Source organism: Pseudomonas orientalis (assembly GCF_002934065.1).
Classification (GTDB): domain Bacteria; phylum Pseudomonadota; class Gammaproteobacteria; order Pseudomonadales; family Pseudomonadaceae; genus Aquipseudomonas; species Aquipseudomonas orientalis_A.
Map to the genome: position 1 here is coordinate 598,564 of NZ_CP018049.1, position 24,527 is coordinate 623,090.

At 59.7% G+C, this 24,527-nt stretch carries 16 protein-coding genes; 14 read left to right on the plus strand and 2 right to left on the minus strand.

Going from position 1 to position 24,527, the window contains the following annotated elements:
• The first annotated feature begins 29 nt into the window (after positions 1-29).
• The 7 genes from rnr to dnaB all read left to right on the plus strand — a co-directional run bounded on the left by rnr (position 30) and on the right by dnaB (position 7,306).
• On the plus strand, positions 30-2,660 hold the full coding sequence (gene rnr, locus BOP93_RS02560) for a ribonuclease R (RefSeq protein WP_104501441.1): 2,631 nt from the start codon (positions 30-32) through the stop codon (positions 2,658-2,660).
• Positions 2,657-3,412 (plus strand): 23S rRNA (guanosine(2251)-2'-O)-methyltransferase RlmB, encoded by a 756-nt coding sequence (rlmB, locus tag BOP93_RS02565; RefSeq protein WP_104501442.1) that lies wholly within the window; start codon positions 2,657-2,659, stop codon positions 3,410-3,412. Before rnr ends, rlmB begins: the two co-directional genes overlap by 4 nt.
• A 309-nt stretch (positions 3,413-3,721) precedes the next feature.
• Positions 3,722-4,144, plus strand: a complete 423-nt coding sequence (rpsF, locus tag BOP93_RS02570; RefSeq protein WP_003236224.1) for a 30S ribosomal protein S6 — start codon at positions 3,722-3,724, stop codon at positions 4,142-4,144.
• Positions 4,145-4,172: 28 nt separating this feature from the next.
• A complete protein-coding gene (gene rpsR, locus BOP93_RS02575) occupies positions 4,173-4,403 on the plus strand; it encodes a 30S ribosomal protein S18 (RefSeq protein WP_002551829.1) in 231 nt (76 codons plus the stop codon).
• A 36-nt stretch (positions 4,404-4,439) separates the two neighbouring features.
• Entirely contained in the window at positions 4,440-5,333 is an 894-nt protein-coding gene (locus tag BOP93_RS02580; protein ID WP_104501443.1) for a hypothetical protein, read from the plus strand.
• 18 nt (positions 5,334-5,351) lie between these two features.
• Entirely contained in the window at positions 5,352-5,798 is a 447-nt protein-coding gene (gene rplI / locus BOP93_RS02585; protein ID WP_003171376.1) for a 50S ribosomal protein L9, read from the plus strand.
• A 110-nt stretch (positions 5,799-5,908) separates the two neighbouring features.
• On the plus strand, positions 5,909-7,306 hold the full coding sequence (dnaB, locus tag BOP93_RS02590) for a replicative DNA helicase (RefSeq protein WP_003188079.1): 1,398 nt from the start codon (positions 5,909-5,911) through the stop codon (positions 7,304-7,306).
• A gap of 13 nt (positions 7,307-7,319) precedes the next feature.
• Here dnaB and BOP93_RS02595 read toward each other — a convergent pair whose 3' ends face one another.
• A complete protein-coding gene (locus BOP93_RS02595) occupies positions 7,320-13,622 on the minus strand; it encodes an NEL-type E3 ubiquitin ligase domain-containing protein (protein ID WP_104501444.1) in 6,303 nt (2,100 codons plus the stop codon).
• 313 nt (positions 13,623-13,935) lie between these two features.
• Between BOP93_RS02595 and BOP93_RS02600 the strand changes: the two genes are divergently transcribed.
• The 4 genes from BOP93_RS02600 (at position 13,936) to BOP93_RS02620 (ending at position 18,701) form a co-directional block, all read left to right on the plus strand.
• A complete protein-coding gene (locus tag BOP93_RS02600) occupies positions 13,936-16,239 on the plus strand; it encodes a YgiQ family radical SAM protein (RefSeq protein WP_104501445.1) in 2,304 nt (767 codons plus the stop codon).
• A gap of 359 nt (positions 16,240-16,598) precedes the next feature.
• Complete coding sequence (locus tag BOP93_RS02610; protein ID WP_104501446.1) at positions 16,599-17,048, plus strand: hypothetical protein; 450 nt, start codon at positions 16,599-16,601, stop codon at positions 17,046-17,048.
• Between the two features lie 286 nt (positions 17,049-17,334).
• The gene (locus BOP93_RS02615; protein ID WP_104501447.1) at positions 17,335-18,264 is read left to right on the plus strand and encodes an NAD synthetase; all 930 of its coding nucleotides are present in this window, start codon (positions 17,335-17,337) and stop codon (positions 18,262-18,264) included.
• Positions 18,252-18,701: a hypothetical protein gene (locus BOP93_RS02620; RefSeq protein WP_104501448.1), complete on the plus strand. Its 450-nt coding sequence runs from the start codon at positions 18,252-18,254 to the stop codon at positions 18,699-18,701. Before BOP93_RS02615 ends, BOP93_RS02620 begins: the two co-directional genes overlap by 13 nt.
• 91 nt (positions 18,702-18,792) lie before the next feature.
• On the opposite strand, the gene BOP93_RS02625 is transcribed toward BOP93_RS02620, so the two are convergent.
• Complete coding sequence (locus tag BOP93_RS02625; RefSeq protein ID WP_104501449.1) at positions 18,793-19,281, minus strand: Hcp family type VI secretion system effector; 489 nt, start codon at positions 19,279-19,281, stop codon at positions 18,793-18,795.
• Positions 19,282-19,468: 187 nt separating this feature from the next.
• Here BOP93_RS02625 and BOP93_RS02630 point away from each other — a divergent pair, with 187 nt between their 5' ends.
• From BOP93_RS02630 to BOP93_RS02640, 3 genes are all read left to right on the plus strand, one after another.
• Positions 19,469-20,383 (plus strand): NAD synthetase, encoded by a 915-nt coding sequence (locus tag BOP93_RS02630; RefSeq protein WP_104501450.1) that lies wholly within the window; start codon positions 19,469-19,471, stop codon positions 20,381-20,383.
• Positions 20,384-20,406: 23 nt separating this feature from the next.
• A complete protein-coding gene (locus BOP93_RS02635; protein WP_237140391.1) occupies positions 20,407-20,886 on the plus strand; it encodes a hypothetical protein in 480 nt (159 codons plus the stop codon).
• A 201-nt stretch (positions 20,887-21,087) separates the two neighbouring features.
• On the plus strand, positions 21,088-24,378 hold the full coding sequence (locus BOP93_RS02640) for a DUF2126 domain-containing protein (RefSeq protein WP_104501452.1): 3,291 nt from the start codon (positions 21,088-21,090) through the stop codon (positions 24,376-24,378).
• Positions 24,379-24,527 lie beyond the last annotated feature (149 nt).

Consider the following 24,527-nt stretch of genomic DNA (forward strand, 5'->3'; position numbering starts at 1 on the left):
CCGCATATAGACAAGGTGAAAACTCTCTAATGGCCGATTGGCAGTCCCTCGATCCCGAGGCCGCTCGTGAAGCGGAAAAATATGAAAACCCTATTCCTAGCCGTGAACTGATCCTGGCGCACCTCGCCGATCGTGGTTCGCCTGCTAGCCGCGAGCAGTTGGTTGAAGAATTCGGTCTGACCACCGAAGACCAGCTCGAAGCCCTGCGCCGCCGTCTGCGTGCGATGGAGCGCGATGCTCAGTTGATCTACACCCGCCGTGGCACTTACGCGCCGGTCGACAAGCTCGACCTGATCCTGGGCCGCATCGCCGGCCATCGGGACGGCTTCGGTTTCCTGATCCCGGATGACGGCAGTGACGACCTGTTCATGAGCCCTGCGCAGATGCGCCTGGTGTTCGATGGCGACCGTGCGCTGGCGCGTGTGTCCGGCCTGGACCGTCGTGGGCGTCGTGAGGGCGTGATCGTCGAAGTGGTGTCCCGTGCCCACGAGTCCATCGTCGGCCGTTACTTCGAAGAAGGCGGCATCGGCTTTGTGGTGCCGGACAACCCGAAGGTCCAGCAGGAAGTGCTGATCACCCCGGGCCGCAATGGCGCCGCCAAGGTCGGCCAGTTCGTCGAGGTGAAAATCACCCACTGGCCGACTGCGCGGTTCCAGCCCCAGGGCGATATCGTTGAGGTGGTCGGCAACTACATGGCGCCGGGCATGGAAATCGACGTGGCGCTGCGCACCTACGATATTCCTCACGTCTGGCCGGATGCCGTGCTCAAGGAAGCCGCCAAGCTCAAGCCGGAAGTTGAAGACAAAGACAAAGAAAAACGCATCGACCTGCGCCATCTGCCGTTCGTCACCATCGACGGCGAAGATGCGCGCGACTTCGATGACGCGGTCTACTGTGAAGCCAAGCCGGGCAAGCTGCGCCTGTTCTCCGGCGGCTGGAAGCTGTACGTCGCGATTGCCGACGTGTCCAGCTACGTGAAGATCGGTTCGGCCCTGGATAACGAAGCCCAGGTGCGCGGCAACTCCGTGTACTTCCCTGAGCGCGTGATCCCGATGTTGCCGGAGCAGCTGTCCAACGGCCTGTGCTCGCTGAACCCGAAAGTCGACCGTTTGGCCATGGTGTGCGAGATGACCATCTCCAAAACCGGCGAAATGACCGACTACCAGTTCTACGAAGCGGTGATTCACTCCCAGGCGCGCCTGACCTACAACAAGGTCAGCACCATCCTGGAAGCGCCGAAGACCAGTGAAGCCAAGGCCCTGCGCAGCGAATACGCCGACGTGGTGCCGCACCTCAAGCAGCTGTACTCGCTGTACAAGGTGTTGCTGGGCGCCCGCCACACCCGTGGCGCGATCGATTTTGAAACCCAGGAAACCCGGATTGTCTTCGGTTCCGAGCGCAAGATCGCTGCCATCACGCCGACCACCCGTAACGACGCGCACAAGCTGATCGAGGAATGCATGCTGGCGGCCAACGTGGCCACCGCTGAATTCCTGAAGAAGCACGAGATTCCTGCGTTGTACCGCGTCCACGACGGTCCGCCGCCGGAGCGCTTGGAAAAACTGCGCGCGTTCCTTGGCGAGCTCGGCCTGTCCCTGCACAAAGGCAAGGATGGCCCGACGCCGAAGGATTACCAGGCCCTGCTGGCCAGCATCAAGGACCGTCCGGATTACCACGTGATCCAGACCGTGATGCTGCGCTCGTTGAGCCAGGCGGTGTACAGCGCCGATAACCAGGGCCACTTCGGCCTGAATTACGAGGCGTACACCCACTTCACTTCGCCGATCCGCCGTTACCCGGACTTGCTCACGCACCGCGCGATCCGCAGCGTGATCCATTCCAAGCAGAACACCCCGCACGTCAAGCGCGCCGGTGCCATGACCATTCCGAAGGCACGGATCTATCCGTACGACGAAGCGGCGCTTGAGCAGTTGGGCGAGCAGTGCTCCATGAGCGAGCGTCGCGCCGACGAAGCCACCCGCGACGTGGTGAACTGGCTCAAGTGCGAGTTCATGAAGGACCGCGTGGGCGAATCGTTCCCGGGTGTGATCACCGCCGTGACCGGTTTCGGCCTGTTCGTCGAGCTGACCGACATCTACGTCGAGGGTCTGGTGCACGTCACCGCCTTGCCGGGTGACTACTACCACTTCGATCCTGTGCACCATCGCCTGGCAGGCGAGCGCACCGGTCGCAGCTTCCGCCTGGGCGATACCGTGGAAGTGCAGGTCATGCGTGTCGATCTGGACGAGCGCAAGATCGACTTCGGCATGCCTGACAAGCCCGCAGAGCCGGCTGGCCGCAAAAAGCGTGGCAGCGAAACCGCAGCGCCGGCGTCCAAGGGCAAGGCTTCCAGCGCGAAGACGGCTGCCGAGCCTGCACCTGCCAAGACCGGGCGTCGTTCTTCGGCCAAGGACAAGGCCCCTGAAGCCTACCGTCCAAGCGATGCCGCGGCGAAAAATGCCGAGCTGCGCAAGAGCCGCGAGTTGAAGCAGCAGTTGCTCAACGAAGCCAAAAGCGGTGGTAAAGCGGCGTCTGGGGGAAAGTCCCAAGGGGCGGAAAAACCGTCGAGCAAACCGAGTAAACACCGTAAAGGCCCGCCTAAAGCGGGTTCGGCCCCCGCGAAAAGCGGCGGGTCGCGCAAACCTAAGGCCAAGTCATGAGTCTGGAAAAAATCTACGGCGTGCACGCCGTAGAAGCACTGCTGCGTCACCACCCCAAGCGCGTCAAGCAGGTGTGGCTGGCGGAAGGTCGCAGCGAGCCACGCGTGCAGACGCTGGTCGAGCTGGCCACCCAGAACAAGGTTGCCATCGGCCAGGCCGAACGCCGTGAAATGGACGTATGGGTAGAAGGCGTTCACCAGGGCGTAGTGGCCGACGTCAGCCCGAGTCAGGTGTGGGGCGAAGCCATGCTCGACGAGCTGCTCGACCGTACCGAAGGCGCACCCTTGCTGCTGGTACTGGACGGCGTGACCGATCCGCACAACCTCGGCGCCTGCCTGCGTTCGGCGGATGCGGCCGGCGCGCTGGCAGTGATCGTGCCTAAAGACAAGTCGGCCACCCTCACGCCGGTCGTGCGTAAAGTGGCCTGCGGCGCGGCGGAAGTGATTCCGCTGGTGGCCGTGACCAACCTGGCGCGCACCCTGGAGAAGCTTCAGCAGCGCGGCTTGTGGATTGTCGGCACGGCAGGCGAGGCCGAAGTCAGCATCTACGACCAGGACCTCACCGGCCCGACCATCCTGATCATGGGCGCCGAAGGCAAGGGCATGCGTCGCCTGACCCGCGAGCATTGCGATTACCTGGTGCACTTGCCGATGGCCGGCAGCGTCAGCAGCTTGAACGTGTCGGTGGCGACGGGCGTATGCCTGTTCGAAGCGCGGCGTCAGCGCGGTGCCAAGGCCAAGACCAAGAAGTAAGCCGGGCCTGGCCTGGATCAAAATGTGGGAGGGGGCTTGCCCCCGATAGCGGTATTTCATTTACAGATGTTGTGACTGACCCACTGCAATCGGGAGCAAGCCCCCTCCCACAGTTGTTTTTGTGGTGTTTGGGCGATTGTTCAAATAATCACCAATCACCTTGCGCGCTTTCTCCCCCTTCTCTACAATTGCGCCCCTTGCCCACCTGGCAGGCACGCATGTGCCTCCCCTGCGGCAAGATCCATAAGTGTCATTCACTCCTTGTCTGACCGTTTTTGAGCGGCAGGCTACAACCCGTAAGGAGCATTCATGCGTCATTACGAAATCATCTTTTTGGTCCACCCGGATCAAAGCGAGCAAGTCGGCGGCATGGTTGAGCGTTACACCAAGCTGATCGAAGAAGACGGCGGCAAAATCCACCGTCTGGAAGATTGGGGCCGTCGTCAACTGGCCTACGCAATCAACAATGTTCACAAGGCTCACTACGTGATGCTGAACGTTGAGTGCACCGGCAAGGCCCTGGCCGAGCTGGAAGACAACTTCCGCTACAACGATGCAGTGATCCGTAACCTGGTCATCCGTCGCGAAGAAGCCGTTACCGGTCAATCCGAGATGCTCAAGGCTGAAGAAAACCGCAGTGAGCGCCGTGAGCGTCGCGACCGTCCTGAGCACGAAGGCGCTGATAGCGCTGATAGTGATGACAGCGACAACAGCGATAACGCTGACGAGTAATCCACGGACCTTTTAAGGAGCCTATCAAATGGCACGTTTCTTCCGTCGTCGTAAATTCTGCCGCTTCACCGCTGAAGACGTGAAAGAGATCGATTACAAAGATCTCAACACTCTGAAAGCCTACGTATCCGAGACCGGCAAAATCGTTCCAAGCCGTATCACCGGTACCAAAGCACGTTATCAGCGTCAGCTGGCCACCGCTATCAAGCGCGCCCGCTTCCTGGCCCTGCTGGCCTACACCGACAGCCACGGCCGCTGAGACCGGGCAGTCGACAAGTAGTAAGGGATTGAATGCATGCGCGCCTTAGCTGAGTTCATCATGCGCGGTCGTGTGCAGGCCACTCTGGTAGTGGCTGGCTGTGCGGCATTGCCGTTGCTTTATTGGTTGGGTGCTGCCGCTGGATGCCTTGTGCTCCTGCGGCGCGGTTTGAAGGACGCCCGGGGCGTTCTTGCCCTGGGTTTGTTGCCGGCCTTGATCTGGTGGCTGCAAATGGGTGATCCACGGGTACTTCTGGTACTGCTGGGGTCATCGAGCCTTGCGTTGGTTCTGCGCGCAAGTGAGTCCTGGGTCCGTACGCTGCTGGTCAGCGTGGCATTGGGGTTGGTGTACTCAGTGATGCTTGGCGCGGCTTTCCGCCCGCAAATCGAGGCGCTGGCGCAGGAGATCGTCAAGATCCTGCCGCTGGCCCTCGGGGATCTCTACCAGCAGTTGTCGGTAGATGAGCGAGCGCGGTTTGCGTCACTGATTGCGCCGGTCCTGACCGGCCTGATTGCGGCTTTGCTGCAGGTTGTCAGCGTGCTGAGCCTGATTCTTGGGCGTTATTGGCAGGCGTTGTTGTATAACCCGGGTGGTTTTGGTCGCGAGTTTCGCAGTATCAGGATTCCCGCGGGACCGGCGATGTTGCTGCTGGCGTGCATGGTTGTCGGACCGAACTTCGGTCCACAGATGGCCTTGCTGGCGCCGATTTGCAGCGTACCGCTGGTGTTTGCCGGGCTGGCCCTGATTCATGGGCTGGTGGCGCGAAAGCGCCTGGCCAGGTTCTGGCTGGTGGGGTTGTACGTCACGCTGTTGCTGTTCATGCAGCTGATCTATCCGTTACTCGTGGTCCTGGCCATTGTCGACGGCCTGATTGATTTTCGCGGACGTCTGGCGTCGAAAGATGCCGATAGCGCGAACGGTGAAGGTTAAAAGTTAGAGGATTTTCACATGCAACTGATCCTTCTGGAAAAAGTCGCCAACCTGGGCAACCTGGGCGACAAAGTGAACGTTAAGGCCGGCTACGGTCGTAACTACCTGCTGCCATACGGCAAAGCCACCGCTGCAACCGCTGCCAACCTGGCTGCGTTTGAAGAGCGTCGCGCTGAGCTGGAAAAAGCCGCAGCAGACAAAAAAGCGTCGGCCGAAACTCGCGCTGCCCAACTGGCTGAGCTGGAAGTGACTATCACTGCCACTGCCGGTGACGAAGGCAAGCTGTTCGGTTCGATCGGCACTCACGACATCGCTGATGCACTGACCGCCTCCGGCGTTGAAGTGCAGAAGAGCGAAGTTCGTCTGCCGAACGGCACCATCCGCAACGTAGGCGAATTCGACGTAGCCGTGCACCTGCACGCCGAAGTTGAAGCCACCGTACGCGTTGTCGTGGTAGCAGCTTAAGTCGCACCTAACTGACTGGCACCTCGTGTGCCAGCCGGTTAACATCGGGCACGATCCTGTTTACAGGTCGTGCCTTTTGTTTTTTTACACACCCCGAATTTCAAGTGGCCATGAACGAAATCTCCGCTCCTGAGCAATACGATCTGCAAACCGCTGCCCTGAAGGTGCCGCCGCATTCCATCGAGGCCGAACAGGCCGTGCTCGGTGGCTTGATGCTGGACAACAACGCCTGGGAACGCGTGCTGGATCAAGTCTCGGACGGTGACTTCTATCGCCATGACCACCGCCTGATTTTCCGCGCCATCGCCAAGCTGGCCGACCAGAACTCACCGATCGACGTGGTGACCCTGGCCGAGCAACTGGACAAGGAAGGCCAGACCTCCCAGGTCGGCGGCCTGGGCTACCTCGGTGAGCTGGCGAAGAACACGCCGTCCGTCGCCAACATCAAGGCGTATGCGCAGATCGTCCGCGAGCGCGCCACCCTGCGCCAGTTGATCGGCATCAGCACCGAAATCGCCGACAGCGCCTTCAACCCCGAAGGCCGCACCGCCGCCGAGATCCTCGACGAAGCCGAGCGCCAGATCTTCCAGATCGCCGAAGCCCGTCCGAAAACCGGCGGGCCGGTCAGCGTCAACGACCTGCTGACCAAAGCCATCGACCGCATCGATACCCTGTTCAACACGGATGCGGCGATTACCGGCATTTCCACCGGCTACACCGACCTCGACGAAAAGACCAGCGGCCTGCAGCCGTCCGACTTGATCATCGTCGCCGGCCGTCCTTCGATGGGTAAGACCACCTTCGCAATGAACCTGGTGGAAAACGCCGTACTGCGCAGCGACAAGGCGGTGCTGGTGTATTCCCTCGAGATGCCAGGCGAATCGCTGATCATGCGTATGCTGTCGTCGCTCGGCCGTATCGACCAGACCAAGGTGCGTTCCGGCCAATTGGAAGACGACGACTGGCCACGCCTGACCTCGGCGGTCAACCTGCTCAACGACCGCAAGCTGTTCATCGATGACACCGCCGGTATCAGCCCTTCAGAGATGCGGGCGCGTACTCGCCGCCTGGTGCGTGAACACGGTGACATCGCCCTGATCATGATCGACTACCTGCAGTTGATGCAGATCCCGGGCTCCAGCGGTGACAACCGCACCAACGAGATTTCCGAAATCTCCCGCTCCCTCAAGGCCCTGGCCAAGGAATTCAACTGCCCGGTGGTGGCGCTGTCCCAGCTCAACCGTTCCCTGGAACAACGCCCCAACAAGCGTCCGGTGAACTCCGACTTGCGCGAATCTGGAGCGATCGAGCAGGACGCCGACGTGATCATGTTCGTGTACCGCGATGAGGTGTACCACCCCGAAACGGAACACAAGGGCATTGCCGAGATCATCATCGGCAAGCAGCGGAACGGCCCGATCGGCTTTATCCGCCTGGCGTTCATCGGTAAGTACACGCGCTTCGAGAACCTGGCGCCGGGCAGTTACAACTTCGACGACGACGAGTAACCATTGGGCGAGGTCACTCGGCCAGGATTTGTCGAGTCAGTGTCTGGATCAGCTCGGCTTCTTCAATCGCAAGCAGGGCCTGCTGGCTATCGGTTTGCTCCTTGTAGGCCGCTTTCGACAGTAAACCGGCGGTAAGACTATCGCGTAGTGCCTCAAGTCGTTCCTGAAAGGGCTGACGCTGCGCTTCGAATTGCGCCTGGTATTTGTTGGTTATATAGACCTGCCAGAACTCTCTGGAAAGCAGCGCCTGGAATTCCTCGGGTGAATTATCCAGTGCCACTATTTTTTCATAGGCGCTGTCTAGCATGCCCTGTGTGACTCCACCCATATGGGTGTATGCCGTCTGCTGAGGCTGCCCGGGCAGTTGGAGGCGGTCTTTAAGGCCGTAGCGATAAGCCAGTCTGATCTCGACCTCCTCGCCCAGGCGCAGGCGATGCGGGCGCTTCGCTTCTTCCGATACCGTCGGATCGTTGACAATTGTTTCGCTGCGCAGGATGTCGGCTGAGGCGATTTTGTCCACTTCATGCAATCGGAACAGGCTTCTGGACAATGCCGATAACGGCTTGCCTTGTGACTGATCCATCGCCTGACTTTGGGCCCTGTATACCAAGACTGCGGTTTCCAGGTTGCCGAACGAGAAGGCCGCTCGGTCGCAGCACGCAGGTTCGCCGGCTCGATCGAAGATTTCTTTGCGCAACTGTTCGGACTCCGAACTGTTTTCGGTAATAGCGTCGATCAACTCCCAGACTCTTCGCCGATGATCCTCCTGGCCCGTACCCAGTTGCTCTAGACGCTTGAGCAGGTCGAAGAAGGGGTCCGCCCCCTGCTGTTCGCGTAGCGTAGTCCATTGCGATCGCCTGGCCGAAACCTGAGCTGAGTCCAATCCCTTGGTCAAGCGTCGAAACGACTCGTCGCCCCGATTTCTAAAGGGTGCTGGCGGTCTGTTCAGCGTGGATGTGACCACTAAACGGTTTGGCTGCCCCACTTCGGCGAGCCCGGCTCTGATCAACCGGTTTGCGTAACGCCTGATCCGTGTCAACGTTTGATCGGACAATGGATTACCGGTAACAGAGGTCAGGTTATTAAGCCGTGCCGAACGGGCCAGGAGCTCGTCAGTAGGCGCGATGACGGAGTCAGGAATCTCTGTTATCTGATTGGCACTCAGGTCTATCGTGTCCAGTAGCGGTTGCTCTGCCAGGCCGGTCGGCCATGTCTCAATGCCTGTACCCGACAGATCAATCGAGCGGATGTCGGGCATCTGGCTGAAGTCGGGTGTCACGCCTAGTTGTTGGTTTCCCTGTAATAAGAGGCCTCTGAGCGTGACGCGTTCCGCCAGGATGCGGGCGGTGTCCGGTGTCAGGCGAATCCGGTTTTTCTGCAAATACAAGCGGGTGAGTCCATGCATCTGGCCCAAGGCCGGAGGAAGCTCCCTGAGCTGATTGTCTGCCAGGTTGAGCCAGCGTACGTGTCGGAATCGAGTCAGGAAGCTTTCTGGAGAAACGCTTAGGTGCATATTGTTCAGTTTGAGTGAGCCTACGTGGCTGAAGTCCACGTCTAGGTCCGGCAGGCTCGGCAGTATCAGCTCACTGAGATCGAGTTGCAGGCCAATCGGCGTGCCGTCATTGGCCAGCATCTGCGGTGTTTCCTGTCTCCAGCAACTCAAAATGCGTTCAAGGGCAATGTCACGATGGTCCCGAGTCACTGCATTGGTTGCCAGTTGGCCAGAGCGAACGTAACCCTGGCGTCGAACACCTCCTGAAAACGCCCAGGCGTTCAACTGGTCTTGGAGCTTATGAAGCTCAAGTTCGAGCCTGTCCAACTCTGCCGCCACTGTTCCTTTGGGTAAGTTCCAAAGAAACGCCCGAGCCTGCTTGAAGGTCTTGCCCGGATAGAGCTGCTGATACCTTTCAATCCTCGGGTTATCCAAGTCAAACACGCCGTCAATTGCGTCTTTGATCAGGTCCGGATGGTTTTCATGCAGGTTGCGCCAGTAACTGTCGAATTTTCTCCAGTATTGAGAGGGGAAGTCATTGCCTAGGAGTTGTGTGACGTTATTGATCCGGACGATGGTTTCTAATTGATCGGCCGGTGGTTTCAGGTAGATTTCGGGAACTGAGCGCAGTTTGTTATTGAGCAATTTGAGGCTTTTCAGGTTGGTCTGGCTCAGCAGGCCTGTTGGCCACTGATCGATCTTTGTACTGCTGAGGTCAAGTGTCTGCAGTTTTGGCATTGCACCGAAGTCGGGTGTTATCCCCAGCGGGTTTTCCGACAGGTCGATATGTTCAAGTTGGCTCAGACCGGCCAATTTTTCAGCACCGGGTACATCCAGCCTGATCTGGTTCGAATTCAAGTTCAACGAGATCAATTGGCTCATATTGCCGACTGCTGTGGGGAGCTTGTCGAGTTTGGAGTGTGTGATGCTCAGTCGCTCCAGGTTGGAGAAATTGTCCATGAACGTATCGGCCGCGTCCGACCAGTTAATCGACACAAGATCCAACTGGCGCACATGGCTGAAGTCGGCTCTCAGTCCTGGAAGCGCAGATGTACCCGGCGGCATTGTGAATGATGTCCCGGTCTCACGACGCCAGCAGCGCTTGACCTCATCGGTAGCGAGCTTGGCCCAGCTTGCAGATTCGGATGTGTTCGCACGCCGCCATGCCTTCAACTCCGTGCTGAGGGTTTTGTACTCGGCTTCCCGTCGCGTCAGCCCGCCAGCAATGTCGCTGCCCAGAGACTGGATAAAGGCGTTGATCTGTCCCTGGTCAAAAGACGGGAACAGTGTGTGCACCCTCCGCTGCGGGCTGCGCAGTTGATTCAAGAGTGCGCTGGCACGGTCGGCCAATTGCCGAAAGAACGACCAGTCATGTCCCTCGCCGCGTACACCCCCCGGTGCGCCGACGATGGCGCTGACCCACACATTGGCGGCATTGCGCCGGATGGCATGGCTTTCGCCGAAGCGGCTGCCGTTGTAGATGTTATCTGCGTCCATCGCCACCGGATCGCCCGGTTTTACGATGCGCCAGACTTTGCCTGTCGCCGAGGAGGCGTCGCGGTCGAGCATGACCTGATAGGGGCCGTCGTCGATGTTCACGTATTGACGCCCGCCCAGGGCATGAACGCCGTCTGCGTCGGCATTGTCTGGCACCTGCTTGTGGGGTATCCGGAAAGCACTGATGCTTGGGTTCGACAGCGGCGCCTCCCGCGAAGGTGTGAGAAATTCCGGCAGGTGCGCCTGCTGTACGCGCGCCTGTTCAAGCACGTCCTGAGCCAGCACGGCGATGTCGTGGGGTTCAAGGCCCAGCTCATTGCGTTGGGTTTCGGTGAGGGCGCGCAAGGTGGCGCCGAGTAGGCTGTTCTCCCCGGCGACTGCCGTTTTCAGGTCGCCACTGCCCTGTAGGTAACCGGCATATTCAGTGCCGGACTTGACCAACATGACGAAACTGTCTGCGTCTTCGCTCCCATAGGTGTCCAGCAGTGAACCTCGCTGGGTGATCCGCCCGGTCTGATCGGTGGAGCCTTGATAAACCTGCACTCCGACGTCGCTCGGCCAGCCCGGCAAGAGCGTCAGCAGGTTGCAGAACAGGGCTTGGCTTTGCGCGTTGAGACCGAGGCCGCTCGGGTCCGACAGTGCGTTGAGCGCCTCAATGATGGTGCTTTGTTGAATACTTTTGTGAATGGCTTCGCGCACCGGAGCCTCCAGGCGCGAATACAGGCCGATGTCACGCAACGAGGGATGATGCTGTAGCAAGTCCGCGGCCATTGCCCGTGAAAGGTCCGGAAAGCGACGCCGCAACAGGCCGATTGCGAGTTCTCCACCGGGCGTCTGCTCGAACTGCGCCGTGGGTGCAAACCGAGTGGCTCGATGTTTTGCATTCAGGTGGTCGCGCAGTCGGCCATCGCGTAACGCCTCATACACTGCTGCTTGATGTGTCTGAAGGTGTGCTGCGAGTTTTTTCCTCAGCCCAAGCAGTCGGCTCGCCAGGGGTTGCTCTTCACTGCCGTGACCTGTCTTACCCAATGTGCTATCCGGGACGAGCCGTTCATGTTCCTGCAGGACCTGTTGCATGAGTGAGGCAATCGACGAGCCAAATGCCAGGGCCAGGTAGTGATCGCGCCCGTCCTTGCGTAGCTCGATTGTGGCCAAGGGCTGTGTGTTGGCCCCGAGCACGGGTGCGTGGCTGGACAGCAAGGTCTTGCCGTCAGGGGTGTACAGCTTGATCGTGCAGGTGCCCAGGTCGGCCAGTAGTGCAGGCATGACCTGATCGGCGATGGGCGGCAGCGGACCATCGTTCTGCCCGAGCGCCGTTTGTAACTGGGTGAGCCCATCGCGCAGTTGCTGATTCTCGATAGCCTGCGTCAATGCGACAGGGGTGGGCCGGCGATCAAACCATATATCCAGCAGCTCCTGGCGATCGACGGCCGCGACATCCAGGGCGCGCTTGCAAGCTGTCGGGCTCAGCGGCAACTCGCTGGGCGAGATCATGTGCTGCAGCAGTTGGGCTTCGTTCAGCGCACGGGTATCGATGGGGTCGAGTGTCCAGCGGTCATGTTTGGCTGAGTAAGTGACATAGGGGTGAATGCTTGAAGAGCCCGGCATGTCCAGTTGATAGCGCCCGGAGCTTTTTTCGAGAGTGACCTTGGCGAATTTTGTTTGGTTGTCGACCTGCAGTTTGATGTAGCTTCGGTTGTCCTTTTCAAACAGTCCTTGAGGGTTTTGTTCAAGTCCTGTCAGGTAGTTCGGGTCGATTTTTGTGTAGTCATTGATGAACCACAACCCTGGCTTGCCGTCTTTGGCAGTAGCGTAGTTGGGGTTGCCCAGTGCGTTCATCAACTGGCGGGTGCGGCGTGCAGATAACTTTGCCGCTGCACCCTGCAAGCGCAGCCCCACCAGCAGGTCAAGAATGTCACCGACGGCTTGCACCAGCTCGGCCTGTTGACCTCGGCGCAGCGCCGCAATGGCAGACCAGGTCTGATAGACGAGGGTGCCCAGCATTGCGACCAACATGATTTTGCCCAAACCTGTCACGCCACCGGGAAGGGGGATCAGCAGCATCGACAAGGTTTCGCTGACCAGATAGGTGGCCAACGCAATGGCGGCCTCCTGGTCCGCCAATTTATTGGTGCGGGCCAGTCGGATAAGGTCCGATTGTATCGGCCACGCCTGGTGGATCGGCAAGGTGTGGGCGAGGCAGCGGATGTCCGTGCCGATTTTTTCCACCGCCAGTTTTTGCCTGTTTGGGGTCTTGCTGGCGAACAGGTCATACAGAATTCTGGCATGCCAGGCGAGCTCGTCCCGGTTGACCTTCAGCGGTTTGATAAAGGCTCGCAGTTTTTCCTGATTGTTCAGGGAGATGGCCTTCATGAACCAACTGAAGTGTGTCAGCCCCACGTCGTTTCGGATCTGGTCCTGCAGCGAGTCCACGGCTTCTTGCCTGGAGGCATGTCGGCGTAACGCGCCATTGGGGCGGTCCGGGAAGTAGCTGTAGACGCAAGAGCCGTCGGGCGTGTCAAAGCGACGAGTGAAGAACGGCAGGGCAATTTTGTCGCCGCCGGCGTCCAGTTGGTAGAGGTCCCAATACACGCTGGTGTCGAACAGCCAGTCTTTAAGTTCATTGAATTCCCATTCGCTGATACTCCAGGACTCATTGGTACGGTAGGCGTCCCTCAATGCGACCAGCAGCTTGGTGCTTTGCAGGCCGAATAGCGGATTGGACAGACGCTTCTTGAACTCTTTTTCGATGTAGTCGCTGATGCGCGTGCCGATGTCCACGCTCCTTGCCACGCCCACAAACGCTTTGACGCTGATGACGTTGCCGCTGATAGAGCTGGCGCGTTGTTCTTCGGTGGAGAAATACGCAGTAAACCCGAAGTTGCGATACGCGGCCTCCAGCAAGGTGATCGAGCGTTCGTACTCACGTACGCCCAGATCCTCTTTGTAGATACGCACGTTGTTGCCCAGGCGATCGTTGGCGGGGAGGTCATCCTGGGAGACCGGCAACTGCCGGATCCGCGTCTTCAGGTAGGTGGTACGCGAATTGATGGCCGTGCCGGTTTTGCTCTTCAGCTCTCGCTCCAGAGCGTCGACCACTTGCTGGCTCAAGTCGTTGTAAAGATCTGTGAGGGCGTTGCCGAGGGTTTGCTCGCGCTCCACCAGATCCTTGCTCAGGCGCAGATATTCTTTTTGCTCGTCCACGCCCATTTTGCCCATGAAGGCATTTACGTTTTCCTGTATCAGTTGAAAGATCTGTTGTTCGGCCCAGCTTTCGTTGGTGAGTAATGCAGGTTGCTCTGCGTCAAAGGTGACTGAGTTGGTCATGGTGTGTGCTCGGGAAGAGAGCGCTTGGCACAGCAGCGTGGCAGGCGCTCTGTTGAAAAGATTGAGCGACCTTAGGGCGGGCAGTACCAGAAGAAGAGGTGCATAAAGCTGTGCGCTGAAAACGCCTGCGTAGTGCACCCCCAGTGACTACGCGTGATCAGCGCGCCTATGTGGGCCTCGCCCCCAGCAAAACCAGGCTATTAAGCGCCGTCGGGCGCGGCGTGGCTAAAAGCCGACCATTGCCGTCGGAATTGGTCAAAATTTGTGCTATATTCCGCGACCGCGATTTTTCATCTCAACACCGGTCACCGTCATGCAAACAGCCAAGCCGTTATTTGACTATCCCAAGTACTGGGCCGAATGTTTCGGTCCTGCGCCATTCCTGCCGATGAGCAGGGAGGAGATGGATCAGCTTGGCTGGGATTCCTGCGACATCATCATCGTCACTGGTGATGCCTACGTTGACCATCCGTCGTTCGGCATGGCGATCATCGGCCGGCTGCTGGAGTCCCAGGGCTTTCGCGTCGGGATCATCGCCCAGCCGAACTGGCAGTCCAAAGACGACTTCATGAAGCTCGGCGAGCCGAACCTGTTCTTCGGCGTCGCGGCCGGCAACATGGACTCGATGATCAACCGTTACACCGCCGACAAGAAAATCCGCTCCGACGACGCCTACACCCCAGGCGGCATGGCCGGCAAACGCCCGGACCGTGCGAGCCTGGTGTACAGCCAGCGCTGCAAGGAAGCCTACAAGAACGTGCCGATCGTACTCGGCGGTATCGAAGCCTCCCTGCGCCGCATCGCCCACTACGATTACTGGCAGGACCGCGTGCGCAACTCGATCCTGATCGACGCCACCGCCGATATCCTGCTCTACGGCAACGCCGAGCGGGCCATCGTCGAAGTTGCTCAGCGCCTGTCGTGGGGCCACAAGATCGAAGACATCACCGACGTGCGCGGCACCGCGTTCATTCGCCGTGACACCCCGGCGGGCTGGTACGAAGTGGACTCCACGCGCATCGACCGCCCGGGCAAGGTCGACAAGATCATCAACCCCTACGTCAACACCCAGGACACCCAGGCCTGCGCCATCGAGCAGGAGAAAGGGCCGGTTGATGATCCGGAAGAAGCCAAGGTCGTACAGATCCTGGCCAGCCCGCGCATGACCCGCGACAAGACCGTGATCCGCCTGCCGTCGGTGGAAAAGGTCCGTGGCGACGCGGTGCTCTACGCCCACGCCAACCGCGTGTTGCACCTGGAAACCAACCCAGGCAACGCCCGCGCCCTGGTGCAGAAGCATGGTGAAGTGGACGTGTGGTTCAACCCGCCGCCCATTCCGATGACCACCGAAGAAATGGACTACGTGTTCGGCATGCCTTACGCCCGTGTCCCGCACCCGGCGTACGGCAAGGAGAAGATCCCGGCCTACGACATGATTCGCTTCTCGGTGAACATCATGCGTGGCTGCTTCGGCGGCTGCACTTTCTGCTCGATCACCGAGCACGAAGGCCGCATCATCCAGAACCGTTCCGAAGAGTCGATCATTCGCGAGATCGAAGAGATCCGCGACAAGGTGCCCGGCTTTACCGGCGTGATCTCCGACCTCGGCGGGCCGACCGCAAACATGTACCGCATTGCCTGCAAGAGCCCGGAAATCGAATCTGCGTGCCGCAAGCCGTCGTGCGTGTTCCCGGGCATCTGCCCGAACCTGAACACCGACCACTCGTCGCTGATCCAGCTGTACCGCAGCGCCCGTGCGTTGCCGGGTGTGAAGAAGATCCTGATCGCCTCCGGCCTGCGCTACGACCTCGCTGTCGAGTCGCCGGAATACGTCAAGGAGCTGGTGACCCACCACGTCGGTGGTTACCTCAAGATCGCCCCGGAGCATACCGAGGAAGGTCCGCTCAACCAGATGATGAAACCGGGCATCGGCAGCTATGACAAGTTCAAGCGCATGTTCGAGAAGTACACCAAGGAAGCGGGCAAGGAGCAGTACCTGATCCCGTACTTCATCGCCGCCCACCCGGGCACCACCGATGAAGACATGATGAACCTGGCCCTGTGGCTCAAGGGCAACGGCTTCCGCGCCGACCAGGTGCAGGCGTTCTACCCCTCGCCAATGGCCACCGCCACTGCGATGTACCACTCGGGCAAGAACCCGCTGCGCAAGGTCACCTACAAGAGCGATGCGGTGACCATCGTCAAGAGTGAAGAGCAGCGCCGTCTGCACAAGGCGTTCCTGCGCTACCACGATCCGAAAGGCTGGCCGATGCTGCGTGAAGCGCTGACCCGCATGGGCCGCGCCGACCTGATCGGGCCGGGCAAGGACCAACTGATTCCGCTGCACCAGCCGAGCACCGACAGCTACCAGAGCGCGCGTCGCAAGAACTCGACGCCGGCCGGCAGCCACAAGGTCGCCAGGGAAACCACCACCAAAATCCTCACCCAGCACACCGGCCTGCCACCGCGTGGCAGCGACGGCAGCAACCCGTGGGACAAGCGCGAGCAAGCCAAGGCGGCGGCGCAGGCGCGCAACAAACAGGCGGCGAAGGAACGTACCGATGCGGCCAAGGGCAAAGGCGGCAAGCCTGTGCGCAAGCCGGTGGTGCCGCGTTGATCGCAGCCTGACATGCCAAACGCCAGCCTCGTGCTGGCGTTTTGCTTTCTAGTCGGTGGTGAGCCTGTTTGGTATGGTGGCGCCTATCAGATTGCTATCGGGGGCAAGCCCCCTCCCACACGTTGATGTGTGAATACACCCAAAATGTGGGAGGGGGCTTGCCCCCGATAGCGTCAGTTCCGTCACCCCGTTCAAGGAAGAGCACCCCCATGAGCAACCCCCTGCTCAGCATCGGCATGGACTCTGACCCAATTGAAAGATGCGCTGGGCGGCCTATTGGGCATCGCCGGTAGCTATCGAACCGGGCATGTCGGTACGGCCAGCACCATTGCGATCGGCTTGTACGAGGATTTGACCGAATGAGCGGTTTCCCCGATATGCGCAGTTTTCTCGCCCGTTATTTTCCGGTGTTCATGGGCACCGTCTTCATGGCGATCTTCTCCGGCTCAGTCGCAGTTTCCACTGCGGGCGTGACCTATTTGCGTGGGGTAGAGCCAGCGCTCAAGTCCAGCTATTCGGGGGCTGCGATTCTGCTGCTGGTGGTGGTGCTGGTGTTTGGCAACGTGATGATCGCGCGTGGCTATCCCTGGGCGGCCAGGCTGGTGGCGGGATACGTCGGCGCATGCCTGTTGTTCGTCTTGCCGATGATTCAATACGACCTCAACCGGCTGGTGTACGGCTCGGCGGTTTTGTTCCCACTGCTGGGCTTACTGTTGCTCAACAGCAAGCGCCACCGCGAAATGCGTCAGCGGCTACATGAAATACGGCGCTTGCGACAGGCCGTCGTTGCCCAGCGTAGAGCCCGTTGATTGGGTAGATTCACCACCTGTGTTCGCACCTTCACCAGGAAGTCTGGCCCGCGTTACGATCTCGCGCTAAACCAGGCGGCCGCGCAGGCCTTTAAAACGCCAGTCTCGGGTTGGCGTTTCGCTTTGTGGTAGGTGCTGAGCCTGTTTGGTATGGTAGCGCCTATCAGATTGCTATCGGGGGCAAGCCCCCTCCCACACTTTGATGTGTGAATACACTCAAAATGTGGGAGGGGGCTTGCCCCCGATAGCGTCAGTTCCGTCACCCCCTTCAAGGAAGAGCACCCCCATGAGCAACCCCCTGCTCAGCATCGGCATGGACTCCAACCGCTCCCAGTTCATGGCGCGCCAGCGTATTGAAAGTCAGATCAACCTGCCGCGCCTGTTCGCAGCTATCGATGCTGACCCCGGCATCGTTGGCGCAGGCGTCGTCTACATCGATGCCGACTTCAACGTCATTACCCTGCGCGAATTCAAGCCCATTTGCAGCATCCAGCCCAAGCGCATCATCCTGCGGGAGGCGCAGAAGTACGTTGCCCCGACACAATTTGCTCAACATGTGACGAGCAACCCTAGAGAGTCCAGGCTGATCGGCGAGGCCGTGAACACCGGAATCTCTTGTCTGGGCGCTGTCATCAGTTGGGCTGCAATTGCCAGCGGTACCCTGCTGGTGCCGTTCAGCGCCGGCGCCAGTTCCGTCGTGGTGGTGATCGGGTACGCGGCGGCGGGCGCGAGTTCGCTGCAATGCATCAATGGCCTTGCCCGCACGACGCTTGAGGTGGCCAAGCCCGAGGTCAACGATTGGCTCGACAGTGAAGGCTGGTACCAGAATGCATCCATTGTGCTCGACGCAACGTCGCTGGTCGGCGTGGGCGCTTCGGCCCTGACGACGGTCAAGCTGGTCAGGGCCGCCAAAGCCTCGACGGGCAAGAGCCTGCGTGATGTGCTTCGCGGTTTGAATCGCCAGGAAAGAGCCAGGCTGACCAAAGAGCTGCTGAGCATCAACCATCCCAGCCTGACCGCGAAGATGCTCAAGTTGAAGCAGGCGTCGGGCGAACTCACCAAGCGTTTCACCCCTACGCAGCTCAAGCACGGCACAACGACTCAGATCAAGGATGCCCTGAGCGCAGTCGTAGGGTTCGGCGGCAGTGCCTACTCCGGAAACGTCAATACCATCGCGATCGGGTTGTACGAGGAAGTAAAAGAATGGGCGAACTGATGACGCTCCGGGACTTTTTCAGGCATTACTTTCTGACATTTCTGGGCGGCGTATTTGCGGCGTATTTTTCATTGGCGTTGGCCATGGCGCTGGCGTTCGTCACCTATTTTGACGATGCGCCCCTTGCGCAAGTCGGGCGCAAGATCATGCTGGCCGGGGCCGTGTTCACGCTGCTGACGGTGCACAGCAACTTTATGATTTTGCGCGGCAAACCCTCCTGGACATGGTTGATGGTCGGTATCTACGTGGCCTGCCTGCTGTTTGTGTTGCCGATGTTCCAATACGCCCCTCATCCTGTTCTTTATGGGTTGGCGCTGGTTTTTCCACTGTTCGGGCTGCTGATACTCAACAGCAAGGGGCAGCGAGAGATGCGAGCCAAATTGGTGAAAATTCGCCACCTGCGGCAAGTCGTTATCGCGCAGCGAAAAGCTCGTTGACTGAGTAGAGTCGTCACCTGGCTTGCGCTCCAACCTTCCTTGGCACAAACGTGAGCCGGCCGAGGCTGGAGGGCAGTTCCGGCTTGCGGTGTCAGATTTTGACGTTTTGGCGAATGTTCCAGCCGTATTTGACCGCGCCACCGTCTTTGCCTCCGTCGGCCTTCTGCGGCTGATAGCTGACTTCGATGGTGGCGAAATTCAGGCCGATTACTTCAGTCAGTACGTCGCTCGTCGTTACTGCGTCGGTTTGGTAGGAGGTGACCATGACCTCCTTCATCGTGATTACCAGATACTCCACGGCGCTGCTGCCGCCGGCCTTGCGCACCACCAGCCTGGCCTCGGGGTAATGCTTGCCGGTGGAGCAGGCCATCATCAGGTTGGGTGAAGACTTGTCCATGACCTTGGAGATAGACAGATTTTCAATATTGACCTTGCCGGCACCGCCGCCGCTGCCGGTGTGCATGGAGCCTGTCTGGGACATGCCCCAACCCCATTTGCTGATTTCGATTTCATCGCGATGCCCCTGGTCTTTGGACTCACCCTTGATGTCTGCGAGCTTTAAAAACATATCAGTTGCCATGGTCGCTCCCTGTTTGAGTGTTCGCCGGTAGTGGCGCGGGGCGTACTTTTTCCTATTCGGGATATGGCCTACAAGACGCTGCATCATGATCAGGAAGTGCCTGTCTTGATAAAGCGAAGCTTCTGACATTTTTTGTAGATAGCCACTCTTTAACCTCTGCGCTCTTGTGAAAAACCGGAGTAAAGGGATGACTTCCAGCGTGTTGAAAGACGGGTTTCCCAGTGCGCACCTCGCGACGCGGGAGTGGATTGAAAGCAGCATTGATCTACGAAAATTGTTTGCGGCGATTGATGCCGATCCCGCCATCGTCGGTGCGGGGGTGGTGTATCTGGATGCGCAGATGCGGGCGATTGTGCTGCGCGAGTTTCAGCCGATTTGCAGTGTGGCGCCGAAGAAGGTGCTTTTGCGTGAGGCGCCGGGCTATGTCGGGCGGGTGGAGTTTGCTCGGCGCTTGGCGAATGAGCCGCGTGAGTCGCAGGTGGCGTTTGAGGCGGTGAATACAGCGTTGGCGTGTACTCCTGCGCTGATCAGCTGGTTGGTGATCGCCGGAGGATTAGCATTGAGTCCTTTTACTTTTGGGGGCTCTGGGGTCGCGGCTGCGATAAGCGTTGTAGGCGCGTCAGCCAGCACGTTTCAATGCGCCCTGGGTATTCGACGAACGCGAAATGAATTTGTAGACCCAGCGCTGAATGACGAACTGGACCGCAATGAATGGTACCAAGCCATAACGATTGGGCTAGACGCCGCTTCGTTATTAGGTGCTGGCAACACAGCAATGTCTACGATTCGAATGGTCAGTACGCTTAAAAAGGCAACGGGGAAAAATACGCATCAGGTACTCAAGGGGTTAAATCGGCAGGAGCGGGTCAAGCTCACCAAGGAGCTACTGAGTATCAACCATCCGGACATGACCCGGAAAATGATCAAGCTGAAACAAATGGCTGGAGAGATACCCAAGCGCTATACCTCGGCAGAAGTAAAGCATGGAACCGTCTTGCAGATGCTGGATGCTCTTGGTGCCGTATCGGCCGTTGCCGGCAGTGTACGGGCCGGGAACATCCGGATCATCGCAGTTGGGTTGTATGAGGAAATTTCAGAATGAGATTTTTCAGACGGACATATCTCATGCCGGTACGCCCATTTCTTTTGCGTTACTTTCCCGTCTTCATCGGTGCGATTTTTATGAGCATTTTGGGGGGGACCGCCGTTGTGGCGCTGCTGGAACATTATTATCCGCGTACAGCCCCGTGGGCTTTATCGGCGTCTTCTGCGGAGGAAGCCTGTGTAGTCTTGGCCCTTTTTACCACCCTCTGCAATGTCATGATCGGCTATGGGCGTCCCAAGTGGGTTTGGGGTATGTATGGCTTTTTCATTGCCTGTCTGTTGGTTGCTTTGCCGGCTTTGCGTTTTTCACCGCATCCATTCATTTTCGCAGAAAGTATCGTTTGGCCGCTGGTCGGCCTACTGCTGCTTTGCAGCAAACGCCACCAAGAATTTCGTGCAAAAGCCGTAGAACTCCGCCACCTGCGCGCAAAAGTCCAAGCCGCCATCAACAAGCGCCGCCAACACGAGCACGCCATCATCAGAATAAAAAAACCGAGGTGATTCCCCACCTCATCGCACACCCAATCGCTACCGCTGCACCCACTCGCGCCACAAATATGTGCAGCGCCTGCACCATGATCCCACCGTTGGCGTCGTTTTGGTGCTGTACTGCACCGGGTCTTACGATAAAGCGCAATGACCGCCGCTCTGGCATAAGTCTTGCGCGCGTTGTGCCCATGCCCTGGCTCGCAGGAGGCCGCCGTGTCGATTCATGTCGCGTTGCACCACGTTACGCATTACCGCTACGACCGTGCTGTCGAACTCGGCCCGCAAATTGTGCGATTGCGCCCGGCCGCCCATAGCCGCACGCGGATACTGTCCTATGCGCTGAAGGTGCTGCCCGAGCAGCACTTTATCAACTGGCAGCAGGACCCCCAGGGTAATTACCTGGCGCGCCTGGTATTCCCGGAAAAGACTGACGAGCTGCGCGTAGAGGTCGATCTGGTCGCCGAGATGGCGGTATTCAATCCATTCGATTTTTTCCTCGAGCCCTACGCCGAAAACATCCCTTTCAGCTATGCCGCCGATGAGCAGCGCGAACTGGCGCCCTACCTGGAAACGTTGCCGCTGACGCCGAAGTTTGCCGCCTACCTGGCCGGTATCGACCGCACGCCGCTGCCGGCCGTGGATTTTCTGGTCGGACTCAACCAGCGCCTGGCCGCCGATATCGGCTACCTGATCCGCATGGAGCCGGGGGTGCAAAACCCGGAGTTCACCCTGGAAAATGCCTCGGGCTCATGCCGCGATTCGGCCTGGCTGCTGGTGCAGCTGCTGCGCAACCTGGGGCTGGCGGCGCGGTTTGTCTCCGGCTATCTGATCCAGCTTACCGCCGATGTCAAAGCCCTGGATGGCCCCTCCGGCACCGACGTGGATTTCACCGACCTGCACGCCTGGTGCGAGGTGTATCTGCCCGGCGCCGGCTGGATCGGCCTGGACGCCACCTCGGGCTTGTTCGCCGGTGAAGGCCATATCCCGTTGGCCTGCAGCCCCGATCCGTCTTCTGCGGCACCGATCAGTGGCTTGGTTGAACCGTGCGAGTGCGAGTTCAGCCACGAGATGTCGGTGGAGCGCCTCTGGGAAGCGCCACGGGTGACCAAGCCCTACACCGAAGAGCAATGGCTGGCGATCCAGGCCCTGGGCCGGCAGATTGATGCTGACCTGCACAGGGACGATGTGCGCCTGACCATGGGTGGCGAACCGACGTTCGTCTCTATCGATGACCCCGACGGCGCCGAATGGAATACCGCCGCCCTGGGCCCGGACAAGCGCCGGCTGTCCGCCGAGCTGTTCCAGCGCCTGCGCAGGCACTACGCGCCGCACGGCCTGGTGCATTTCGGCCAGGGCAAGTGGTACCCCGGCGAGCAGTTGCCGCGCTGGTCGCTCAATTGCTACTGGCGTCGCGACGGCGTGCCGATCTGGCACAACAGCGCGTTGATCGCCGATGAGCAAGCCGACTACGGTGCGGATGGCGTACTGGCCGGGCGCTTCCTGGCCAGTGTCGCCGAGCGTCTCAAGCTGCCGGCCCGTTTCGTGTTCCCGGCGTTTGAAGACAATTTTTACTATCTGTGGCGCGAGGGCGCGCTACCGCAGAACGTCACCGCCCAGGACCCGCGCCTGAGCGATGACCTGGAGCGCGAGCGCCTGCGCAAAGTCTTCAACCAGGGCCTGGATAAAGTCATTGGCCAAGTGCTGCCGCTGGCGCGCACCGCCGCCAATGATCGCTGGCAGAGCGGGCGCTGGTACCTGCGCGACAACCATTGCCGCCTGGTGCCGGGCGACTCGCCGTTGGGTTATCGACTGCCGTTGGCCTCACAGCCGTGGGTGACAGCGGCGCAATATCCGTTTGTGCATCCGACCGACCCGAATCAGGAGCAACCGCCGCTGCCGACCACCGCCCAACTGCATAGTCATGACGAACCGGCCCCGAGTGATGAGCGCGTGCCGCAGGTCGATGAATCCGCCGACTGGCTGACCCGCACTGCGCTGTGCGCCGAAGCGCGGGAAGGGCGCCTGTACCTGTTTATGCCGCCGCTGGAGCGTGTCGAGGATTACCTGGAACTGGTGACCGCCATCGAGGCGACCGCCGAAGAACTGCATTGCCCGGTGCTGCTGGAAGGCTACGAGCCGCCTTCGGATACACGCCTGAGCAATTTCCGAGTGACGCCGGACCCCGGCGTGATCGAAGTCAACGTGCAGCCGTCCGCCACCTGGGACGAGTTGGTGGAGCGCACCGAATTCCTCTACGAAGAGGCGCGGCAAACCCGCCTGACCACGGAAAAGTTCATGATCGACGGTCGTCATACCGGCACCGGCGGCGGCAACCATTTTGTGCTGGGCGGCGCCACGCCCAAGGATTCACCGTTTCTGCGCCGGCCCGACCTGCTGCGCAGCTTGATCAGTTATTGGCACAACCACCCCTCGCTGTCCTATCTGTTTTCCGGCCTGTTTATCGGCCCCACGTCCCAGGCGCCGAGAGTGGATGAGGCGCGCAACGACGCGCTGTATGAGCTGGAAATTGCCTTTGCGCAAATGCCCGAGCCGGGCGAAGAATGCCCGCCCTGGTTGGTCGACCGTTTGCTGCGTAACCTGCTGATCGACGTCACGGGCAATACCCATCGCGCCGAGTTCTGCATCGACAAACTCTATTCCCCCGATGGCGCCACCGGCCGCCTGGGCCTGCTGGAACTGCGCGCCTTTGAAATGCCGCCCCATGCGCGCATGAGTCTGACCCAGCAGTTGCTGTTGCGGGCGCTGGTCGCGCGGTTCTGGCGTGAACCTTACGCGCCACCGAAGTTGGCGCGCTGGGGCACCGAACTGCATGATCGCTTCCTGTTGCCGCACTTTATCGAGCAGGACTTCGCCGATGTGATCGTCGAGCTCAATGCCGCCGGTTATCCGCTGCGCGCCGAGTGGTTTGCTGCGCACCTGGAGTTTCGTTTTCCCAAGGTCGGTGACTATGCCGTCAGCGGTATCGAGCTGGAACTGCGCCAGGCCCTGGAACCCTGGCATGTGCTGGGCGAGGAGGGCGCGGTCGGCGGTACGGTGCGCTATGTGGACTCATCCTTGGAACGTCTGCAAGTGAAGTTGAGCGGCTTGGCACCGCAACGTTATGTACTGACCTGCAATGGCATCCCGGTGCCGCTGCAGCCGACCGGCCGCGTCGGCGAGTTTGTCGCCGGCGTGCGTTACCGCGCCTGGCAACCGGCCAACTGCCTGCAGCCGACCATCGCGGTGCATGCGCCACTGGTATTTGACCTGGTGGACACCTGGATGCAGCGCTCGCTGGGCGGTTGCCAGTACCATGTCGCCCATCCGGGCGGGCGCAATTACGACAGCTTGCCGGTGAATGCCAATGAAGCCGAGAGCCGGCGGATGGCGCGGTTTTTCCGCTTGGGACATAGTCCGGGCAAGCTGGACGTGGCGCCTGTCGTCGTTAACGATGAGTTACCAATGACCCTCGACCTGCGGCGTTTCCCCAATAAAAATGACTGAATCACAATCCAAATGTGGGAGGGGGCTTGCCCCCGATGGCGGTGTATCAGTAACAGAATTTCTGACTGACAGACCGCTATCGGGAGCAAGCCCCCTCCCACAGGGGATTTGCAGTGTTTGTTGAGTTAACCTGAGCCCCCCTTGCCTCT